Below are 19222 nucleotides of genomic sequence, written 5' to 3'. Positions count from 1 at the left end.
ACTTCACACAATATACTTTTTTGGATTACGTATATTTGTGGAATCTTTTATAACCAAAATGAAGAAAATTGTAGGGATGATTTTGAGTTTGACGCTTGCTATTACAGCAGGAGCTCAAAATTTAGGTAACCAAGAAGAAAAGGCACAACAGGTGCAATTGAACACAATTACAACAGCTGTTCCTTTTTTAATAATTTCTCCTGATTCAAGATCTGGAGCCATGGGAGATGCTGGTGTTGCCATTTCTCCTGATGCCAATTCATTCCATTGGAATACTTCAAAATTGGTTTTTTCAAAAGAAAAAGCTGAGTTTTCTGCTTCTTATTCACCTTGGTTAAGACAATTAGTAGATGATATTCATTTATCTTACATCAGTGGTTACACTAAATTAAGTGATCGTCATGCTGTTGGTGGATCGTTGAGATATTTTTCTCTGGGACAAATCATCTTCACAGATAATCTTGGAACAGAAATCAGACCATTTACTCCAAATGAGTTTGAAATTTTAGGTGGATATGCATTCAAATTATCAGACAGAAGTGCTTTGGGTATGAATGCAAAATTTGTTTATTCAAATTTAACTGGTGGTTCAACTGTTGGAAATGTTGGTTCTAAACCTGGGATAGCAGGAGCAGTTGATGTATCTTATTCTTGGTTTAATGATGAGATTGCTTTAGGTGATAAAGATGCAACTGTTTCAATTGGTGCTGCTATTTCTAATATCGGTAATAAAGTAGCCTATACTGTTGAAGCTGAAAGAGATTTTTTACCTACAAATTTAAGATTAGGAACAGCGTTAAATGTTGAGTTTGACAAATACAACTCTTTAACTGGAACTGTAGACTTTAACAAACTTTTGGTTCCTACACAGCCTGAATATAATGGTGATGGAGATTTAGTTTCTGGTTTAAATCCTGAAGTAGGTGTTGTTAAAGGGATGTTACAATCATTTTATGATGCACCAGGAATCGTTACTTATGATGAGGCTGGAAATCCTGTTGTAAAAAATAACAGTCGTTTTGGCGAAGAAATGAGAGAAATCAACTTGGCTTTTGGAGTTGAATACTGGTACAGCACAATTTTAGCAGTTAGAACTGGATATTTTCATGAGCATTATTCAAAAGGTGCCAGAAGATTCTTGACATTTGGAGCTGGAATTTATTTCGGAGTATTTGGATTAGATATCTCATACTTGGCTTCAGTGTATAGAAATAATCCACTTGCCAATACACTTAGATTTTCTTTGAAATTTAAGTTCGGTAACAAAAAAGCTTCAGACGCTGGTGTCTCAGATTAATCTGCCACTTTTCAGAATTGGTTTTGGAGTAGATGTCCATCAATTAGCTGACGGATATTCACTTGTAATAGGAGGGGTTAAAATTCCTTCAGAGTTTGGTGCTGTCGGACATTCAGACGCAGATGTATTGTTACACGCTATTTGTGATGCATTACTTGGGGCGGCCGGTTTGAAAGATATTGGACATCAATTTCCCGACACAGACCCACAATATAAAGGGATAGATTCTAAAATTTTATTGCAAAAAACATTTGACTTGGTTGAAGATAAAGGTTTTCAATTGGGTAATATTGATGCAACTGTTATGTTAGAATCTCCAAAATTAAGTCCTTATACGGATGAAATGAGATCAATAATTGCTGAAATTCTTAAATCTGAAGTAGATCAAATTTCAATTAAAGCAACCAGAGGAGAAAAACTCGGTTTTGTCGGAAAAGGTGAAGGTATAAAAGCGTATTGCAATTGCCTGTTGTTTCCTGCAAATATTAAATGAAACAATTCAAATAATAATTCCAATTGATCTTCTAAATCTCCATTCAATTGCATTCATTAAATTAGGATGCGTGTTTTCATTTAGAAATCATATTAAAACAATTCTACTCGCATTTATTCTAATATGCGGATGTGATGGTTATGGTCAAGCCTATAACTTTCAAAAACTTTCTATTCAAGAAGGTTTGCCTCAGTCACAGGCATATGCAATTTTATTTGATTCAACACAACATGTTTGGATAGGTACTCAAGGTGGCGGACTATGCAGGTATGATGGTGAGGAATTTGAATATTTCACAAAGAATGATTCACTTATTTCAAATAGAGTTTACTGCCTAAGTCAAATAAAAGATCAGATTTGGGTTGGACAGAAAGGTGGTGTTACAGTTTTTAGCCTGAAAGGTGAGTTTATTGATGCTTATAGGTTTGATGATCCTTTATTAGTGGCTCAAGATGTTATTAGTTGGAATAATGAGATTTATGTCGGAACAGATAAGGGAGTATTTCAACAAACCAATAATCTGTTGAGTAGGTATGATGATAATGTGTCATTGAAAGATCAGTCTGTAAATCAATTTTTTCAATATGAAGATGATTTGTGGTGTGCAACAAACAATGGCCTAATGCATTTTTCTGATCCAATGAGGAAAATTAATCGGGCAAAAGGTCTTTCAGTTAATCAAATTAATTGCGTAGCCATATTTGATAATTATTGGGTAATCGGAACATATGGTGGGGGAGTGGAAATCTATGATCCCAAAGAAGGAAAATTAAAAGCTAGTCCTTTCAAAGAAATTGAAGACATGATCATTCTTACTTTGTTTAATTCAAAGGATAATGAATTGTGGATTGGGACTTTAAATAATGGTGTTTTTCTTTATTCAGTAAAGGAGGGATTTTTGAGAAATTATCAAACTTCTAATGGTTTATCAAATAACCACATCAGAACCATCAAGGCAGATTTGTGGGATAATATTTGGATAGGCACCTCGGGAGGTGGGATTTCGATATATCAAAACAGTCCTTTCATTGCATATAATACAAGCACAGGATTAAATGCAAATTATGTCTACGCAGTCAAAAGCACAAAGAAAAATGATTTATGGGTATCAACAGAAGGTGGATCGGTTGTTCGAATCAATGATACTTCTTCAGTGATTTTTGACGAAGAATTTGGATTCTATAATGAAAAAGTTAAAGCCCTTTTTGAAGATTCTAATGGAGACATTTGGATTGGTACAGAGGGAAGTGGTTTGGGAATTTTTTCTCAATATGACGGAAAGGATACAATTTATACTTACGTAAATAGAGCCGGATTGTCTTCTTCTTGGATTAAAACATTTGCTCAAGATCCATTAGACAAAACTATGTATATAGGTACCAGTGGTGGAGGAGTATATATGTTAAAGAAGAATTACGAATTTCCATTGAATCAAAAGTTTTTAAAAGTTCGTCCAGAAAATGGTGATTTTCCAATGCGTATCAATTCACTAAACTTCATCAAAAATCAAATGTGGTTTACAGGTGATGACGGTAGTTACGGTTATTTTAGAAAAGGTAAATTGCTGGTTTCTCAAGAAAATGGTTCTGTATTTAGAAACTGTGTTGGGGATTATAATAAAAGATGGCTGGGAAGTTCTGATAATGGTGTTTTGGAATTGTCTTTAGAGGGAGATAGTTTAGGGACAAGAAAATGGATTAATACAGAGAATGGTTTGCGCTCTAATAACATCTATCAATTGGTGTTAAATGGTTATGATCTGTGGGTTGGAACTGAAAAAGGATTAGATAAAATAGTTTTAGACTCTTCATACCAAATCAGGAAAATTGAACATTTTGGATTTGAAGAGGGGTTTGAAGGAGTTGAGGCAAATATAAATGCAGTAGACTTGGATCAAAATGGAAATTTGTGGTTTGGTTCAGTGAACGGCTTGTATTTGTATCAGGGAGGTGAAGTTAATTATGAACAAAGAAAGCCCCCTGTTTTAAGTTTAAATGATTTTAGCATCTTTTACGAGTCAATTGAAAAAACGGAATATGCAGATTATTTTCAAGATGGTAAGATGGTTAAATCATTGACTTTGCCGTACGATATGAATCACATTGGTTTTATGTTTAAGGCAATTCATTATACATATTCAAATAATATAAGATATAGATGGAGATTAATTGGCGCAGATCCTGATTGGACTCCACCTTCAAAAATAACAACGGCAACATATAGTAATCTTCAACCAGGGTCGTATGAATTTCAAGTACAAGCTTCAATAGACGAAAACTGGGATACTGAACCAATAAAATTGTCTTTTAAGATTGATCAGCCATACTATGAAAAGTTTTGGTTCAAAGCGACATATTATAGTATAATAGGTTTTATACTTCTTTTGGTTGCGTTTTTTGTTTGGATGAGAATAAGAAGAAAAAACAGAGCATTATTAGAGAAATTTGAAATGGAGAAAAATTTGATTGAGTTAGAGCAGAAAGCACTTCGTTTACAAATGAATCCACACTTCATTTTTAATGTGCTGACATCCATTCATAATCAGATTATCTTAAATGATACAGATAAGGCGCGTTATGCATTATCTAAATTCTCAAAGTTGATGCGAAGAGTGTTGGAAAATTCAAGAGAAAAATTTATTTCAATTGATGATGAGGTAGAAACACTTGAAAATTACGTTCAATTGGAGAAACTAACGTCAAATCATGATTTTGATCTTCTTGTAGAGATAGATGAAGATTTAGATGCTGCCGAAGAAATTCTACCTCCATTGATGATTCAGCCATTTGTTGAGAATGCTATAATTCATGGACTTAAAGAAATAGATTATCCTGGAGTTATTAAGGTTGGGTTTAAGTTATTGAATGAACACCTGCTTGAATGTTTTGTGGAGGACAATGGTAGAGGAAGAAAAAAAGCTGAGGAGTACAATATGCAAAAAGAAAATTATCATAAATCCACTGCATTAAAAGTAACGCAAGAGAGGCTTTCAAATCTTAATCAGGAAGTTGATTTTGTTCCTTTTGAAATAATTGATCTACAAGATGCATCTGGTAGTCCAAAAGGTACAAAAGTGGTTTTCAGATTATCGATATAAATAATATGACAAAAAGGATTATTACTCTTTCAATACTATCTTTTTTGCTTTGTGCTTGTTCAGGTAATATCCAAAATGAAATTCCAGAAGGAGGAATTTTAAGTTACAAGGTAAATCTTCAAGAACAGGATTTGAATTTCTATTGGAAAGATGAACAAGGTAAATTCTATAAAAACTTTGATAATCTAAAAGACAAGTTAAATTCTGAAGGTAAAGAATTGGTATTTGCCATGAATGGTGGTTTGTATCACAGTAGTCTTACTCCAACAGGTTTATATATTGAAAATGGAGAAGTGTTAAATAATATTGAACGCTTTAAGAATGGAGCAGGTAATTTTTACATGCAACCTAATGGTGTTTTTTATATTACAAATGCAAATCAGCCATTCATTGCAGTAACTGATTCGTTTAAATTGACTGATGATATTAAGTACGCCACTCAATCTGGCCCAATGTTATTAATAGATGGAGATTATAATTCTCAATTTACGGCTGAATCTGAAAATGTAAATAGAAGAAATGGAGTAGGGATTTTACCTAATGGTGATTTATTGTTTGCCATGTCTACGTACAACATAAACTTTTTTGACTTTGCCACCTATTTTAAAAATGAGGGTTGTAAGAATGCACTTTATTTGGATGGATTTGTGTCGAAGACGTATTTACCATCTAAAAATTGGGTAGAACATGGTGGCGAATTCGCTATTATAATTGCTGAAACAAAAGATTTGGATTAGTTAATCCAGGATTTCTAGTTTAGCAAACTTCAACAATAATTGCTTGTTTCCAACTTTAGGAAAAAATACCGTGGCCTTTGTCGGAGGACTTCCGTCTAAGCCAACCACTTTTCCTTTGCCGAATTTCTCATGCATCACATTGTATCCAACTTTCAAATCTAAATCACTTGCCTTGGTACCGGACTTAGACTGAACTTCTGAACTACTAATCTTCTTAAGTTTTCTTTCCTTATCTGAAAACAATTTTTTACCTGGGATACCAACCTTTCTTTCAAAGTTCATTTGGTTTAAAGATCTTCCAGTACCTCTTGACGGATTATTAATTTCTAAGAACTCAGTATCGATTTCTTCAATAAATCTACTTGGCTCAGAAGTGATAAGATTTCCCCATCTATATCTGCTGGTAGCGTAAGATAGTACCGCTTTTTTCTCTGCTCTGGTCAAGGCTACATAAAACAAACGTCTTTCTTCTTCTAAATCTGATCTTGAATTCAAAGACATTTGAGAAGGGAATAAATTTTCTTCCATTCCTACAATAAATACATAAGGAAATTCTAGTCCTTTGGATGCATGTATTGTCATCAATGTGATTTTATCTTTATCCTCTTCTTTCTCTTCATCTGCATCTGTTAGTAAAGCAACATCAATCATGAAGTCACTTAAATATGCAGTTTCATTTTCACTTACAGATTCTGTAAATTCCTTTATACCTGCTAGAAGTGCCTGTATATTTTCATATCTGGCCACACCTTCAGGAGTTTTGTCATCATAAAGCTCCTTTGTGATCCCCGAACTTTTGGCAATATTTTGTGCCAATTCATAAGCGTCTACTTTTTCAAGTTCTACTTGATAGCTTTTAATAGCCGTTACAAATGAGCTGATTTTATTTTGGGCAGCACCTGGAATACCAGTTGGGTATTTGGCTGGATTAGTAATTACATCCCACAATCCAACTTCATAATGATCAGCTGCTACTATTATTTTTTCAATTGTAGTTTTACCTATTCCTCTTTTTGGATAATTAATTACTCTTTTTAAAGCTTCCTCATCATTAGGATTGGCTGTTAATCTAAAGTATGCCAATAAGTCTTTGATTTCCTTTCTCTGATAAAATGAAAGTCCACCATAAATTTTATAAGGCAGGTTTAACTTTCTTAGGGCTTCCTCAAAAGATCTTGATTGTGCATTTGTTCTATATAGAATAGCGAAGTCTTCGTTTGCAGCTTGTTCATTGTATTTAACTTCATGAATCATGTTGCTGATCACTTTACCTTCTTCATTGTCGGTTAAGGTTCTAATGACTTTTATCTTGTTGCCATCATCATTGTCGGTCCAAACTGTTTTTTCAATTTGATCTTTGTTTTTTTGGATGATGCTGTTGGCTGCATTTACAATTGTCTTTGTACTTCGGTAATTTTGCTCCAATTTGAAAGTCACACAATCCGGGTAATCGTTTCTAAAATTTAGGATGTTTTCAATATTGGCTCCTCTAAAAGAATAGATACTTTGCGCATCATCTCCAACTACACAAATGTTTTGATATACATCAGCTAATTTTTTAACTATTAAGTACTGAGCATAATTGGTGTCTTGATACTCATCAACTAATATGTACCTAAACCTTTGCTGATAAAAATGAAGAACATCAGGATGATCTCTTAATAATACGTTGGTTTTATATAGTAAATCATCAAAATCCATTGCTCCTGCCATAAAGCATCTTTTTTCATACGCTTTATATATTTCAAATAGTCTTGGCTTTCCGCTCATTCTGTCTTCAGCAACTATGTCAGTATTGGCTTCATAAGCTGCGGCAGATATTAAGTTGTTTTTGGCAGAAGAGATTCTTCCATGTACTAAAGATGGCTTATATGTTTTATCATCTAATTTTAATTCTTTGATGATGGTCTTTAATAGTGATCTGGAATCTTGTGTATCGTAAATAGTAAAGTTAGATGGGTAACCTAATTTGTCAGAATGATGCCTTAATATTCTGGCAAAAACAGAGTGAAAGGTTCCCATTGAAATATTTTTGGCTTCTGATGCACCAACGATACTTGCAATTCTTGATTTCATTTCTCTTGCCGCTTTGTTGGTAAACGTTAGGGCCAAAATGTTAAATGGGTCAACACCGTTTTCAATTAGATAGGCAATTCTAAAAGTTAATACCCTGGTTTTACCGGAACCTGCTCCGGCGATAACCATAGAAGGGCCTTCGGTGTGTTTGACGGCTTCAAGTTGTTGGGGGTTAAGAGTCTCCAAATATCGCATAACACAAAAATAATATAATGCAGCTTTGAGAGGGGTTAGAAAATGAATGAAAAATAAAAACGCACTAAAAATCAAGGGTTTAAATATTCAAATTTTTAATAAAACTGATTGATTTTTAATTGGGTAGTAAACTATTTCCACAGTCAATTGTGAAAAATGTTAGAATTAATATACCTAAATGTTGTTTTATAAAAAAAACTTAATACCTTTGCACTCCGAATTTTTGCGAATTTGGGTGTAAAATATTGCGAAACATTAGATAAAATATAGTATTTAGAATATGCCAACTATTCAACAACTAGTAAGAAAAGGGAGAACTGCACAGAAGGCTACATCAAAGTCTGCTGCTTTAGATTCTTGCCCACAAAGAAGAGGGGTTTGTGTGAGAGTTTACACAACTACGCCTAAAAAACCTAACTCGGCAATGAGAAAAGTTGCAAGGGTTAGATTAACTAACGGTAAAGAGGTGAATGCTTATATCGGAGGTGAAGGACATAATTTACAAGAGCACTCTATTGTACTTGTAAGAGGTGGAAGAGTAAAAGATTTACCTGGTGTAAGATATCACATTGTAAGAGGAGCTTTGGATACTGCTGGTGTTGAAGGTAGATTACAAAGAAGATCTAAATATGGTGCTAAAAGACCAAAGCAAAAATAATTAAGGAATCATGAGAAGAAGACAAGCTAAAAAACACACTATTTTACCTGATCCGAAATTTAAGGATGTAATGGTAACTAAATTCGTGAACAACTTAATGTTGCACGGTAAAAAAAGTGTTTCATACAAGATCTTTTATGATGCGATCGAGATCGTTCAGGATAAAGTTCAGGACGAAAATCCTCTTGACGTATTTAAAAAAGCATTGTCAAATGTTACACCTGGTGTTGAGGTAAGAAGTAGAAGAGTTGGTGGTGCAACTTTCCAGATTCCTACACCGGTTAGAGACAGCAGAAAACAGTCTTTAGCTATGAAGTGGTTGATTGGTTATTCTAGAAAGCGTAACGAAAAAACAATGGCTCAAAAGTTGGCTGCTGAGATCATTGCCGCTTCTAAAGAAGAAGGTGCGGCTTTCAAAAAGAAAGAAGATATGCACAGAATGGCAGAAGCAAACAAAGCATTTTCACACTTCAGATTCTAATATAAAATGGCAAAAAGAGATTTAACATATACTAGAAATATCGGAATTATGGCTCACGTTGATGCCGGTAAAACGACAACGACTGAGCGTATTCTTTATTATACAGGTATCTCTCACAAAATTGGAGAGGTGCATGATGGTGCTGCTACTATGGACTGGATGGAGCAAGAGCAAGAAAGAGGTATTACAATTACTTCTGCTGCTACAACTTGTTTCTGGAAATATCCAACTGATAAAGGTGAGCAAACTGCAAATTCAAAAGAATACAGAATTAACATCATTGATACTCCGGGCCACGTTGACTTTACTGTTGAGGTAGAGCGATCATTGCGTGTGTTGGATGGTGCTGTTGCATTAATTTGTGCAGCTTCTGGTGTTGAGCCACAATCTGAAACTGTGTGGAGACAAGCAAATAAGTATGGTGTTCCAAGATTGATCTTCGTGAACAAAATGGACCGTGCTGGTGCTGACTTTTTTAGAGCTTATAAAGAAGTTAAAGATAGATTAAACGGTAACCCTGTTCCTCTTCAAATTCCAATTGGAGCTGAAGATGATTTTAAAGGTGTTGTTGATTTGATCAAAATGAAAGCGATCGACTGGAATGAGGAAGATATGGGTATGACTTACCGTGAGTATGATATTCCAGAAGATTTGATTGATGAGGCTAATGAGTGGAGAGAGAAATTAGTAGAATCAGTTGCTGAGTCTGATGAGGCTTTGATGGAGAAATTCTTCGAAGATCCAGATTCAATTACAACTGAAGAGATGATGGCGGCTATTAGAACTTCTACTTTGAACATGGAGATTCAACCAATGTTGTGCGGATCTGCATTTAAAAACAAAGGAGTTCAAACAATGTTGGATGCTGTGATGGCTTATATGCCTTCGCCATACGATATTGGAGCTGTTGAAGGGCATGATATTGATGATGAAGAGAAGACTATCAAGAGAGAACCTTCTCCAGATGAGCCTACTGCAGCATTAGCATTTAAAATTGCTACTGATCCATTCGTAGGAAGACTTTGTTTCTTCAGAATGTACTCTGGTAAAATTGATGCTGGTTCTTACGTTTTTGTTCCAAGAACAGGTAAGAAAGAAAGAATTTCAAGAATCTTCCAAATGCACTCTAATAAACAAAACCCAATCGATTTTATTGAAGCTGGAGATATAGGTGCAGGTGTTGGATTTAAAGATATTAGAACAGGGGATACACTTTGTGATGAAAAGAACCAAATCGTTCTTGAGTCAATGACTTTCCCTGATCCGGTAATTGGTATTGCAATTGAGCCTAAGACGCAAGCTGACTTAGATAAGTTAGGAGTTGGTCTTTCTAAATTGGCTGAAGAGGATCCAACTTTCCAGGTGAATACAGATGAAGACTCAGGTCAAACTGTAATCCGTGGAATGGGTGAGCTTCACTTAGAGGTTTTGATCGATAGATTGAAAAGAGAATTTAAAGTAGAAGTAAACGAAGGTGCTCCTCAAGTTGCTTACAAAGAAAAAATTAACATTCCTGTTGATCACAGAGAGGTTTATAAAAAGCAATCAGGTGGTCGTGGTAAATTCGCTGACATTGTTGTTAAAATTATGCCTCAAGATGATGAGGAGAAAACAGGTCTTGAGTTTATCAACAGTATCAAAGGTGGTAACATTCCAAAAGAATACATTCCATCTGTTGAAAAAGGTTTCAGAGAGTCAATGAAAAATGGTGTATTAGCTGGTTATCCGGTTGATTCATTAAAAGTTGAATTACTGGATGGTTCTTACCATGATGTGGATTCTGATTCATTGTCTTTCGAAGTGTGTGCTAAAATGGCATACAAGTCTGCAATGAAACAAGCGCAGCCTGAATTATTAGAGCCTGTTATGAAAGTTGAAGTGGTAACTCCAGAAGAAAATATGGGTGATATCGTGGCTGACTTGAACAGAAGAAGAGGTCAAATGGCTGGTATGGATGACAGAGCTGGAGCTAAAGTTATTAAAGCTGATGTTCCTCTTTCAGAAATGTTTGGATATGTGACAACTTTAAGAACGTTGTCATCAGGTAGAGCAACTTCTACAATGGAATTCTCACACTATTCAGGAGTTCCAAGAAATATCGCTGACGAGGTGATTAAGAAGGCGCAAGGTAAAGTTGAAGCATAATATTTAAAGATCGAAAGAAAATGAATCAAAAGATCAGAATAAAATTGAAATCATACGATCACAACTTGGTTGACAAATCAGCTGAGAAAATCGTAAAGGCGGTAAAAGCTACAGGTGCTGTTGTAAGTGGACCAATTCCTCTACCAACTCACAAAAGAATTTACACTGTGTTGAAATCGCCACACGTAAACAAAAAAGCTAGAGAGCAATTCCAATTGTGCGCTTACAAAAGATTGATTGACATTTATAGTTCATCATCTAAAACAGTAGACGCTTTGATGAAATTGGAATTACCTAGTGGAGTTAATGTAGAAATCAAAGTTTAATTAAAGGTTAATTAAACAATTAATAAATAAAGTATGCCAGGGATAATTGGAAAGAAAATCGGAATGACTAGCATCTACAGTGCCGAGGGCAAGGCAACGCCATGCACAGTGATAGAAGCTGGTCCTTGTGTTGTAACGCAAGTTAAAACCGAAGAAAAAGATGGCTATGAGGCAATTCAATTAGCGTTTGGAGACAAACGTGAAAAGAATACACCTAAAGCTATGCAAGGTCATTTCAAAAAGGCGAAAACTACACCAAAAAGAAAATTGGTTGAGTTTGCTGGAATGAACGACCTTAATTTGGGAGATGTTGTCAATGTTGAAATGTTTAGTGAAGGAGAGTATGTTGATGTAGTCGGAACTTCTAAAGGAAAAGGTTTCCAGGGAGTTGTTAAAAGACACGGATTTGGTGGAGTTGGACAATCTACTCACGGACAGCACAACAGGTTAAGAGCGCCAGGATCTATCGGTGCTGCCTCTTACCCAGCAAGAGTATTCAAGGGAATGAGAATGGCTGGTCAAACCGGAAATGCTCGCGTTAAGCAAGAAAACTTGCAAGTAATGAAAGTATTAACTGACAAGAACTTGATCGTTGTAAAAGGTTCAATACCTGGACACAAAGGTTCTTTCGTAATTATTGAGAAGTAATGGATATTAAAGTAGTTGATACGAAAGGAAAAGAGACTTCTAAAAAAGTGAAGTTAAATGATGCTATTTATGGTATCGAACCAAATGATCACGCGATTTACCTTGATGTGAAACAATACTTGGCTGCTCAAAGACAAGGAACTCACAAATCAAAAGAAAGAGCTGAAATTAAAGGTTCTACTAGAAAAATTAAAAAGCAAAAAGGAACTGGTACTGCCAGAGCCGGTAGCATCAAATCACCTGTTTTCAGAGGTGGAGGAAGAGTTTTTGGACCGAGACCTAGAAACTATGACTTCAAATTGAATACTAAGGTGAAGAGATTGGCAAGAAAATCTGCATTGTCATACAAAGCAAAATCAGGTGATATTATTGTACTTGATAGCGTTGAGTTTGCTGCGCCTAAAACTAAAGATTTCATGACGTTGATGAATAACATTAGTTTGGCTTATGATAAGGTGTTGTTTGTTTTGCCTGAGGATAACAAAAATTTCTACTTGTCTTCAAGAAACGTACAAGGAGCAAATGTTGTAACAGCAGATAGCTTAAACACGTACGAGATCGTGAACGCAAACAAAGTTGTGATCACTGAAGGAGCTGTAGAGAAAATTGAAAACATTTTGAAATAATTGTAGTCATGAACAACATTATTAAAAAACCGATCCTTACAGAAAAAGCAACATTTGATAGCGAAGCAAATGACAGATTTGCCTTTGTAGTTGACGTAAACGCTAATAAGATCCAAATCAAAAATGAGATCGAAAGAATTTACGGAGTTACTGTTGGTAAAGTAAGGACAATGAGATACGGTGGTGGTAAAGCCAAGAGAAAATATACTGCTAAAGGAATCGCTGAACAAAGAATTCCTTTATGGAAAAAAGCGGTGGTAACTGTTGCCGAAGGAGAAATCAATTTATACGAGAACATTTAAGAAATTGAGAAATGGGAATTAGAAAGTTAAAACCGATAACTCCGGGTCAAAGACACAAGATCGTTAGTGATTTCTCTGAAATTACTAAATCGAATCCTGAAAAATCTTTGATTGGCTCGAAGAAGAAGTCTGGTGGTAGAAATAACCAGGGTAGAATGACAATGCGCCAATTGGGTGGAGGTCATAAGAGAAAATACAGAATTGTTGATTTTAAAAGAGACAAATTCGGTATCCCTGCAACAGTTAAAGCTATTGAGTACGATCCAAATAGAACAGCAAGAATTGCTTTATTGTTCTATGCTGATGGAGAGAAAAGATACATCATTGCTCCGGAAGGATTGCAAGTAGGAACTGAAGTGAATTCTGGTAGAAATGTACAACCTGAAGTTGGTAATACTCTTTATTTGGAAGATATTCCTTTGGGAACAATCATCCACAACATTGAGTTAAAACCAGGTAAAGGTGCTGCAATCGCAAGAAGCGCAGGTTCATACGGACAATTAACTTCGAAAGAAGGTAAGTATGCAATCGTAAAAATGCCTTCTGGTGAGGTAAGAAGAATCTTATTGTCTTGTTTAGCTACAATTGGTTCTGTATCTAACGGTGAGCACATGTTAGTTGTTTCTGGTAAAGCTGGTAGATCTAGATGGTTAGGAAGAAGACCTCGAGTAAGAGGTGTTGTTATGAACCCTGTTGATCACCCAATGGGTGGTGGTGAAGGAAGATCTTCTGGAGGACACCCTAGAAACAGAAACGGTAAACCGGCGAAAGGATTTAAGACAAGAGCTAAGAAGAAATATTCTTCGAAGTATATTATTGAAAAAAGAAAAAAATAAATAGGACATGAGTAGATCATTAAAAAAACCTCCTTTTGTACATTATAAGTTAATGCAAAGGGTAGATGCTGCGCAAGAGTCAGGAAAAAAAGAAGTGATTAAGACTTGGTCAAGATCATCAACTATTACTCCTGAGTTTGTTGGATTAACAATCGCAGTACACAATGGTAATAAATTCATTCCTGTTTATGTGACTGAAAACATGGTAGGGCACAAACTTGGAGAGTTTGCACCAACTAGAACTTTTAGAGGTCACTCAAAAGGAAAGAAATAATATAGTTAACACGGAATAAGATGGGAGCTAGAAAAAGATTAGCAGCAGAAAAAAGAAAAGAACACAAAAGCAATGTAGCAATAGCTGTATTGAGAAACTGTCCTATTTCTGCTAGAAAAATGAGATTGGTTGCTGATATCGTAAGAGGAGAAGAGGTAAATAAAGCCTTGAACATCCTTTCACACAACTCTAAAGAAGCTGCGGCAAGATTAGAGAAGTTATTGAGATCGGCTATTGCCAACTGGGAGCAAAAAAATGAGGGTAAAAACTTAGAAGACGAAACTTTAATTGTTTCTGAAATCAGAGTTGATCACGCAGGAATGTTGAAGAGAATTCAACCTGCACCTCAAGGAAGAGCTCACAGAATTAGAAAAAGATCAAACCACACTACTATCATTGTTGATAGTGTAAAAAGTTAATAACTGATGGGACAAAAGACAAATCCAATAGGAAACAGATTAGGATTCATCAAAGGATGGGATTCTAACTGGTATGGTGGAAATGACTACTCTGAGAAAATCGTAGAGGATGATAAAATCAGAAATTACTTACATGCAAGATTGCAGAAAGCAAGTATTTCTAAAATCATTATCGAGAGAACTATCAAGTTAGTAACTGTTACTATTAACACTGCACGTCCGGGAGTAATTATCGGAAAAGGTGGTAAAGAGGTTGATAAGTTGAAAGAGGAGTTAAAGAAAGTAACTGGAAAAGAAGTACAAATCAACATTTTCGAAATTAAACGTCCTGAGTTGGATGCTAAATTAGTAGCTGATTCAGTAGCGAGACAAATCGAAGGTAGAATTTCTTTTAGAAGAGCTATTAAAATGGCGATTGCTTCTACAATGAGAATGGGTGCTGAAGGAATCAAGATTAAGATTTCTGGAAGATTGAACGGAGCTGAGATGGCAAGATCTGAAATGTACAAAGAAGGAAGAACTCCTTTGCATACTTTCAGAGCTGATATCGATTACGCTCTTTCAGAAGCACACACTACTTATGGTAGAATCGGAATCAAAGTGTGGATTTGTAAAGGTGAAGTTTACGGAAAAAGAGATTTGTCTCCTAACGTAGGTTTACAACAAAAGAAGAGCGGAGGAGGAAAGAGAAATCCAAAGTTCCAAAATAGAAGAAAATAATTCATTTAAAGCAGTACGATCATGTTACAGCCGAAAAGAACGAAATTTAGAAAGGCCATGAAAGGCCGAAACAGAGGGAAAGCTTATAGAGGAAGTACTATCGCTTTTGGATCCTTTGGACTAAAAACATTAGAACCGGGGTGGATAACTTCACGCCAAATTGAGGCCGCTCGTATCGCCGTTACAAGGTTTATGAAAAGAGAAGGTCAGGTTTGGATTAGAATTTTCCCTGATAAACCAGTAACAGCTAAACCAGCAGAGGTACGTATGGGTAAAGGTAAAGGTGCCCCGTCTCACTGGGTAGCAGTTATCAGACCAGGAAGAATCTTGTTTGAAGCTGAAGGTGTGCCTTTGGAAACAGCAAAAGAAGCAATGAGACTTGCAGCTCAAAAGCTTCCGGTTAAATGTAAATTTATTGTACGTAAAGATTACGTTGAAAAATAAGTCGAGCCATGAAAATGAATGAGATTAAAGAATTATCGATCAAAGATCTTCAAGAGAAGATTGAAGATATGGAGGAGCAGCAAGGAAAGTTGCTTTTGGCTCACTCGGTATCAACCTTGGAAAATCCTCTTGTTATTAGACATAACAGAAGAACAATTGCAAGATTGAAAACGGAATTGAATAGTAGACAGTTGAACGAAGCTGATAAAGCTTAATCAACTTTACATTTAAAGCCCATAGGCAATGGAGAATAAAAGAAACTTGAGAAAGGAAAGAATTGGGGTCGTTACCAGCGACAAGATGGAGAAATCTATCGTTGTTTCTGTTGAGCGTAAAGTAAAACACCCAATGTACGGAAAGTTCGTTAAGAAAACGACTAAATTCGTAGCGCATGACGAGAACAACGATAGCAAAATCGGTGATACTGTTCGAATCATGGAGACCAGAAAATTGTCAAAGAACAAGAACTGGAGATTAGTAGAAATCGTTGAAAGAGCTAAATAATTTGAGCCATGATTCAGCAGGAAAGTAGATTATCAGTAGCAGACAACAGTGGAGCAAAAGAAGTATTATGTATCCGTGTTTTGGGTGGAACCAAAAGAAGATACGCTTCTGTAGGCGATAAAATCGTTGTTACTGTGAAGAACGCAATGCCACAAGGTAACGTTAAAAAAGGACAAGTAACCAAAGCGGTTGTTGTTAGAACTAAGAAAGAAATAAGAAGACCGGATGGGTCATACATTAGATTTGATGACAATGCGGTTGTTTTGTTGAACGAAGCAGGTGAGATGAGAGGTACCCGTATTTTTGGGCCTGTAGCGAGAGAGCTTAGAGATAAACAATATATGAAAGTTGTTTCTCTAGCGCCGGAAGTGCTTTAAAGAAGATTGAGAGATGTCAAAGAAATTACACTTAAAAATTGGAGATACTGTTAAAGTGATTAGCGGTGAGTCCAAAGGAAACGAAGGAAAGATCCTTGTGATCGACCGTAAGAAAAACCGTGTGGTTGTAGAAGGTGTAAATGTGGTTAAAAAACACATTAAACCATCTGCAGCAAATCCACAAGGTGGAATCGAAGAAGCAGAAGCTGGAATCCACATTTCTAATGTAATGTTGGTGCACGGTGGTGTTGCTTCAAAAGTTGGTCGTAAAGAAGGCGAGGACGGAAAATTAGTTAGGTATTTAAAAAAGAATGGGGAGGTAGTTAAGTAATGAGCTATACACCAAGACTTAAAGAGAGATACGCTGGCGAAATCGCAAAAAACTTACAAGATAAGTTTGGTTTCAAGTCAAATATGAAAGTTCCTAAATTGGAAAAAATCATTTTGAGCCAGGGAATCGGAGAAGCAGTTGCTGACAAGAAGATCATTGATGCGGCTATCAAAGACATGGCCTTAATCGCTGGTCAACAACCAGTTGCAACATTGTCTAAAAAAGACATCTCAAACTTCAAATTAAGAAAAGGGATGCCTGTTGGAGTAAAAGTTACTTTAAGAGGTGACAAAATGTATGAATTCCTTGATCGTTTGATTAATATTGCACTTCCAAGAACAAGAGACTTTAGAGGAGTATCTCCAAAAGGGTTCGACGGAAGAGGTAATTTTAACATGGGAATCAAAGAACACATCATTTTCCCAGAGATTGATATTGACAAAGTGAACAAAATTTTAGGAATGGATATCACTTTTGTTACTTCAACAGATTCTGATGAAGAAGCAAAAGCGTTGATGGAAGCTTTCAAATTTCCATTCACAAAAAATTAAGATATGGCAAAAGAATCAATGAAAGCCAAACAGCGCAAGAAAATTAAACTTGCTGCTAAGTATGGTGAAAAAAGAGCTGATTTGAGAAAGAAAGCTGCTCAAGGTGATTGGGATGCAATGATGGCATTACAAAAATTACCTAAGAACTCTATGTACATCCGTGTTCACAATAGATGTGGATTAACTGGTAGACCAAGAGGATATATGAGACAGTTTGGTATTTCACGTGTTACTTTCAGAGAAATGGCACTTGAAGGAAAAATACCGGGTGTAACTAAATCAAGCTGGTAAAAGAATATTAATTAGAAACTAAGACCGCGGTGGTCTTAAGTCTAAAACTTAAATAAATGAATACAGATCCAATAGCAGATTATTTGACAAGGATTCGTAACGCTCAAATGGCTCGCCATAAAGTAGTGGAAATTCCTGCGTCAAACATTAAGAAAGAGATCACTAAGATCTTAGAAGATAAGGGATATATCCTTTCTCACAAATTTGAAGATGACGGAAAACAAGGTGTCATCAAAATTGCATTGAAATACAACAAAAATGTACCTGCAATTAAAAAAATTGAGAGAATTAGTAAACCTGGATTAAGAAAATATTGTGGTGCAGATAGCCTACCTAGAGTTTTAAATGGTTTGGGTATCGCAGTATTGTCTACATCTAAAGGTGTAATTACGGATAAAGAAGCAAGAAATGAAAACGTTGGAGGAGAAATCCTTTGCTACGTTTACTAATAAAATTAAGAAATTAGTTATGTCTAGAATAGGAAAAAATCCGATCGAAGTAACTCAAGGTGTCGAAGTAAAAATCGACTCAAACTTGATTACTGTGAAAGGAAAAAACGGAGAGCTTACTCAAGACTATGACTCATCTGCTGTTACGATTAAGTTAGAAGATGGTGTTATAACACTTGAAAGAGCATCTGATCATAAAGATCATAGATCAAAACACGGATTATATCGTGCTTTGATAGCTAACATGATTGAAGGTGTTTCTCAAGGATTCACTAAAAAATTGGAGTTTCACGGAGTTGGTTACAGAGCCACTGCAAAAGGAAACTTATTAGAAATGGTAATTGGTTTTTCACACCCGGTTGTAATTGAACTTCCTACTGAAGTTAAATTCACTGCTGAAACTGAAAAAGGTCAGGCGCCTGTTGTTACTTTAACTTCTCATGACAAACAATTGTTAGGACAAGTTGCTGCTAAAATCAGATCGTTAAGAAAACCTGAACCATATAAAGGAAAAGGAATTAGATACACTGGCGAGTACATCAGAAGAAAAGCTGGTAAATCTGCTTCATCATAATATTAAGTAGTTATGGCATCTAGAAAAGTAGAACAAAGAGCTAAGATTAAAAGAAGAGTTCGAAAAAATATTTTCGGAACTGCTGAGAGACCAAGATTGAGCGTTTTTAGATCAAACAAAGCGATCTATGCTCAGATCATCAATGATGTTGATGGTAAAACAGTGGCCTCTGCTTCATCAGTTGGATTAAAAGCAGCTGAAGGAAAATCTAAATCAGAAGCAGCAGCATTAGTTGGTAAAGAATTAGCAGCTAAAGCTTCAAAAGCTGGAGTAGAACAAGTTGTGTTTGACAGAAACGGATACCAATATCACGGAAGAGTAAAATCTCTTGCTGACGGTGCACGTGAAGGAGGATTAAATTTTTAATAAGA

The 19222-nt window shown here is 35.7% G+C and carries 26 protein-coding genes; 25 read left to right on the top strand and 1 reads right to left on the bottom strand.

Annotated features, from left to right (window positions below):
- Positions 1–58 precede the first annotated feature (58 nt).
- From porV to K6119_RS06630, 4 genes are all read left to right on the top strand, one after another.
- Entirely contained in the window at positions 59–1297 is a 1239-nt protein-coding gene (gene porV, locus K6119_RS06645; RefSeq protein WP_221837071.1) for a type IX secretion system outer membrane channel protein PorV, read from the top strand.
- Positions 1284–1790, top strand: coding sequence for a 2-C-methyl-D-erythritol 2,4-cyclodiphosphate synthase (gene ispF, locus K6119_RS06640; RefSeq protein WP_237828115.1), 507 nt, complete (start codon positions 1284–1286; stop codon positions 1788–1790). The genes porV and ispF overlap by 14 nt, the downstream gene beginning before the upstream one ends.
- A gap of 70 nt (positions 1791–1860) precedes the next feature.
- A complete protein-coding gene (locus K6119_RS06635) occupies positions 1861–4887 on the top strand; it encodes a sensor histidine kinase (protein ID WP_221837069.1) in 3027 nt (1008 codons plus the stop codon).
- Between the two features lie 5 nt (positions 4888–4892).
- Positions 4893–5624, top strand: a complete 732-nt coding sequence (locus tag K6119_RS06630; RefSeq protein ID WP_221837067.1) for a phosphodiester glycosidase family protein — start codon at positions 4893–4895, stop codon at positions 5622–5624.
- Here K6119_RS06630 and K6119_RS06625 read toward each other — a convergent pair whose 3' ends face one another.
- Positions 5625–7895, bottom strand: a complete 2271-nt coding sequence (locus K6119_RS06625; RefSeq protein ID WP_221837065.1) for an ATP-dependent helicase — start codon at positions 7893–7895, stop codon at positions 5625–5627.
- A 280-nt stretch (positions 7896–8175) separates the two neighbouring features.
- Here K6119_RS06625 and rpsL point away from each other — a divergent pair, with 280 nt between their 5' ends.
- Genes rpsL through rplR form a run of 21 tightly spaced genes read left to right on the top strand, consistent with a single transcriptional unit; the run spans position 8176 to position 19217 of the window.
- Entirely contained in the window at positions 8176–8553 is a 378-nt protein-coding gene (gene rpsL, locus K6119_RS06620; protein WP_221837063.1) for a 30S ribosomal protein S12, read from the top strand.
- Between the two features lie 10 nt (positions 8554–8563).
- Positions 8564–9034, top strand: coding sequence for a 30S ribosomal protein S7 (gene rpsG, locus K6119_RS06615; RefSeq protein WP_221837061.1), 471 nt, complete (start codon positions 8564–8566; stop codon positions 9032–9034).
- A gap of 6 nt (positions 9035–9040) precedes the next feature.
- The gene (gene fusA / locus K6119_RS06610; protein WP_221837059.1) at positions 9041–11179 is read left to right on the top strand and encodes an elongation factor G; all 2139 of its coding nucleotides are present in this window, start codon (positions 9041–9043) and stop codon (positions 11177–11179) included.
- A gap of 20 nt (positions 11180–11199) precedes the next feature.
- The gene (gene rpsJ / locus K6119_RS06605; RefSeq protein ID WP_221837057.1) at positions 11200–11505 is read left to right on the top strand and encodes a 30S ribosomal protein S10; all 306 of its coding nucleotides are present in this window, start codon (positions 11200–11202) and stop codon (positions 11503–11505) included.
- Positions 11506–11538: 33 nt separating this feature from the next.
- Positions 11539–12153, top strand: a complete 615-nt coding sequence (gene rplC / locus K6119_RS06600) for a 50S ribosomal protein L3 (RefSeq protein ID WP_221837054.1) — start codon at positions 11539–11541, stop codon at positions 12151–12153.
- Entirely contained in the window at positions 12153–12779 is a 627-nt protein-coding gene (rplD, locus tag K6119_RS06595) for a 50S ribosomal protein L4 (RefSeq protein WP_221837051.1), read from the top strand. The genes rplC and rplD overlap by 1 nt, the downstream gene beginning before the upstream one ends.
- 8 nt (positions 12780–12787) lie before the next feature.
- Positions 12788–13081: a 50S ribosomal protein L23 gene (gene rplW / locus K6119_RS06590; RefSeq protein WP_221837048.1), complete on the top strand. Its 294-nt coding sequence runs from the start codon at positions 12788–12790 to the stop codon at positions 13079–13081.
- 11 nt (positions 13082–13092) lie between these two features.
- Positions 13093–13917: a 50S ribosomal protein L2 gene (gene rplB, locus K6119_RS06585; RefSeq protein WP_221837046.1), complete on the top strand. Its 825-nt coding sequence runs from the start codon at positions 13093–13095 to the stop codon at positions 13915–13917.
- A 7-nt stretch (positions 13918–13924) separates the two neighbouring features.
- Positions 13925–14191, top strand: a complete 267-nt coding sequence (gene rpsS / locus K6119_RS06580; protein ID WP_221837043.1) for a 30S ribosomal protein S19 — start codon at positions 13925–13927, stop codon at positions 14189–14191.
- A 20-nt stretch (positions 14192–14211) separates the two neighbouring features.
- On the top strand, positions 14212–14610 hold the full coding sequence (rplV, locus tag K6119_RS06575) for a 50S ribosomal protein L22 (RefSeq protein WP_221837030.1): 399 nt from the start codon (positions 14212–14214) through the stop codon (positions 14608–14610).
- 6 nt (positions 14611–14616) lie between these two features.
- The gene (rpsC, locus tag K6119_RS06570; protein ID WP_221837028.1) at positions 14617–15330 is read left to right on the top strand and encodes a 30S ribosomal protein S3; all 714 of its coding nucleotides are present in this window, start codon (positions 14617–14619) and stop codon (positions 15328–15330) included.
- Between the two features lie 21 nt (positions 15331–15351).
- Positions 15352–15774 carry a 50S ribosomal protein L16 gene (gene rplP, locus K6119_RS06565; RefSeq protein WP_221837026.1) on the top strand — a complete coding sequence of 141 codons (423 nt, stop codon included), beginning with the start codon at positions 15352–15354 and terminating at the stop codon, positions 15772–15774.
- An 8-nt stretch (positions 15775–15782) separates the two neighbouring features.
- Complete coding sequence (gene rpmC / locus K6119_RS06560) at positions 15783–15989, top strand: 50S ribosomal protein L29 (protein WP_221837023.1); 207 nt, start codon at positions 15783–15785, stop codon at positions 15987–15989.
- A 28-nt stretch (positions 15990–16017) separates the two neighbouring features.
- The gene (gene rpsQ / locus K6119_RS06555) at positions 16018–16278 is read left to right on the top strand and encodes a 30S ribosomal protein S17 (protein ID WP_221837021.1); all 261 of its coding nucleotides are present in this window, start codon (positions 16018–16020) and stop codon (positions 16276–16278) included.
- A gap of 8 nt (positions 16279–16286) precedes the next feature.
- The gene (gene rplN, locus K6119_RS06550) at positions 16287–16655 is read left to right on the top strand and encodes a 50S ribosomal protein L14 (RefSeq protein ID WP_221837018.1); all 369 of its coding nucleotides are present in this window, start codon (positions 16287–16289) and stop codon (positions 16653–16655) included.
- Positions 16656–16668: 13 nt separating this feature from the next.
- Positions 16669–16986 (top strand): 50S ribosomal protein L24, encoded by a 318-nt coding sequence (gene rplX, locus K6119_RS06545; RefSeq protein WP_221837015.1) that lies wholly within the window; start codon positions 16669–16671, stop codon positions 16984–16986.
- On the top strand, positions 16986–17537 hold the full coding sequence (gene rplE / locus K6119_RS06540) for a 50S ribosomal protein L5 (protein ID WP_221837012.1): 552 nt from the start codon (positions 16986–16988) through the stop codon (positions 17535–17537). Before rplX ends, rplE begins: the two co-directional genes overlap by 1 nt.
- Before the next feature lie 3 nt (positions 17538–17540).
- Complete coding sequence (gene rpsN / locus K6119_RS06535; RefSeq protein ID WP_221837010.1) at positions 17541–17828, top strand: 30S ribosomal protein S14; 288 nt, start codon at positions 17541–17543, stop codon at positions 17826–17828.
- Positions 17829–17884: 56 nt separating this feature from the next.
- Positions 17885–18277, top strand: coding sequence for a 30S ribosomal protein S8 (gene rpsH, locus K6119_RS06530; RefSeq protein ID WP_221837008.1), 393 nt, complete (start codon positions 17885–17887; stop codon positions 18275–18277).
- A 19-nt stretch (positions 18278–18296) separates the two neighbouring features.
- Positions 18297–18851, top strand: coding sequence for a 50S ribosomal protein L6 (rplF, locus tag K6119_RS06525; RefSeq protein WP_221837005.1), 555 nt, complete (start codon positions 18297–18299; stop codon positions 18849–18851).
- 12 nt (positions 18852–18863) lie between these two features.
- Complete coding sequence (gene rplR, locus K6119_RS06520; protein ID WP_221837004.1) at positions 18864–19217, top strand: 50S ribosomal protein L18; 354 nt, start codon at positions 18864–18866, stop codon at positions 19215–19217.
- The last annotated feature ends 5 nt before the right edge of the window (positions 19218–19222 follow it).

Origin of the sequence: Paracrocinitomix mangrovi (assembly GCF_019740355.2) — a bacterium.
Taxonomy (GTDB): Bacteria; Bacteroidota; Bacteroidia; order Flavobacteriales_D; family Crocinitomicaceae; genus Paracrocinitomix; species Paracrocinitomix mangrovi.
The sequence above is the reverse complement of the archived record's forward strand: the minus strand, read 5'-3'. Positions and strand labels throughout refer to the sequence as shown.

Excerpts from the sequence above, each read along its gene's own strand:
- porV (WP_221837071.1), top strand. The coding sequence starts at position 59 with ATGAAGAAAATTGTAGGGATGATTTTGAGTTTGACGCTTGCTATTACA.
- K6119_RS06630 (WP_221837067.1), top strand. The coding sequence starts at position 4,893 with ATGACAAAAAGGATTATTACTCTTTCAATACTATCTTTTTTGCTTTGT.
- K6119_RS06625 (WP_221837065.1), bottom strand. The coding sequence starts at position 7,895 with ATGCGATATTTGGAGACTCTTAACCCCCAACAACTTGAAGCCGTCAAA.
- rpsL (WP_221837063.1), top strand. The coding sequence starts at position 8,176 with ATGCCAACTATTCAACAACTAGTAAGAAAAGGGAGAACTGCACAGAAG.
- rpsG (WP_221837061.1), top strand. The coding sequence starts at position 8,564 with ATGAGAAGAAGACAAGCTAAAAAACACACTATTTTACCTGATCCGAAA.
- fusA (WP_221837059.1), top strand. The coding sequence starts at position 9,041 with ATGGCAAAAAGAGATTTAACATATACTAGAAATATCGGAATTATGGCT.
- rpsJ (WP_221837057.1), top strand. The coding sequence starts at position 11,200 with ATGAATCAAAAGATCAGAATAAAATTGAAATCATACGATCACAACTTG.
- rplC (WP_221837054.1), top strand. The coding sequence starts at position 11,539 with ATGCCAGGGATAATTGGAAAGAAAATCGGAATGACTAGCATCTACAGT.
- rplD (WP_221837051.1), top strand. The coding sequence starts at position 12,153 with ATGGATATTAAAGTAGTTGATACGAAAGGAAAAGAGACTTCTAAAAAA.
- rplW (WP_221837048.1), top strand. The coding sequence starts at position 12,788 with ATGAACAACATTATTAAAAAACCGATCCTTACAGAAAAAGCAACATTT.
- rplB (WP_221837046.1), top strand. The coding sequence starts at position 13,093 with ATGGGAATTAGAAAGTTAAAACCGATAACTCCGGGTCAAAGACACAAG.
- rpsS (WP_221837043.1), top strand. The coding sequence starts at position 13,925 with ATGAGTAGATCATTAAAAAAACCTCCTTTTGTACATTATAAGTTAATG.
- rplV (WP_221837030.1), top strand. The coding sequence starts at position 14,212 with ATGGGAGCTAGAAAAAGATTAGCAGCAGAAAAAAGAAAAGAACACAAA.
- rpsC (WP_221837028.1), top strand. The coding sequence starts at position 14,617 with ATGGGACAAAAGACAAATCCAATAGGAAACAGATTAGGATTCATCAAA.
- rplP (WP_221837026.1), top strand. The coding sequence starts at position 15,352 with ATGTTACAGCCGAAAAGAACGAAATTTAGAAAGGCCATGAAAGGCCGA.
- rpmC (WP_221837023.1), top strand. The coding sequence starts at position 15,783 with ATGAAAATGAATGAGATTAAAGAATTATCGATCAAAGATCTTCAAGAG.
- rpsQ (WP_221837021.1), top strand. The coding sequence starts at position 16,018 with ATGGAGAATAAAAGAAACTTGAGAAAGGAAAGAATTGGGGTCGTTACC.
- rplN (WP_221837018.1), top strand. The coding sequence starts at position 16,287 with ATGATTCAGCAGGAAAGTAGATTATCAGTAGCAGACAACAGTGGAGCA.
- rplX (WP_221837015.1), top strand. The coding sequence starts at position 16,669 with ATGTCAAAGAAATTACACTTAAAAATTGGAGATACTGTTAAAGTGATT.
- rplE (WP_221837012.1), top strand. The coding sequence starts at position 16,986 with ATGAGCTATACACCAAGACTTAAAGAGAGATACGCTGGCGAAATCGCA.
- rpsN (WP_221837010.1), top strand. The coding sequence starts at position 17,541 with ATGGCAAAAGAATCAATGAAAGCCAAACAGCGCAAGAAAATTAAACTT.
- rpsH (WP_221837008.1), top strand. The coding sequence starts at position 17,885 with ATGAATACAGATCCAATAGCAGATTATTTGACAAGGATTCGTAACGCT.
- rplF (WP_221837005.1), top strand. The coding sequence starts at position 18,297 with ATGTCTAGAATAGGAAAAAATCCGATCGAAGTAACTCAAGGTGTCGAA.
- rplR (WP_221837004.1), top strand. The coding sequence starts at position 18,864 with ATGGCATCTAGAAAAGTAGAACAAAGAGCTAAGATTAAAAGAAGAGTT.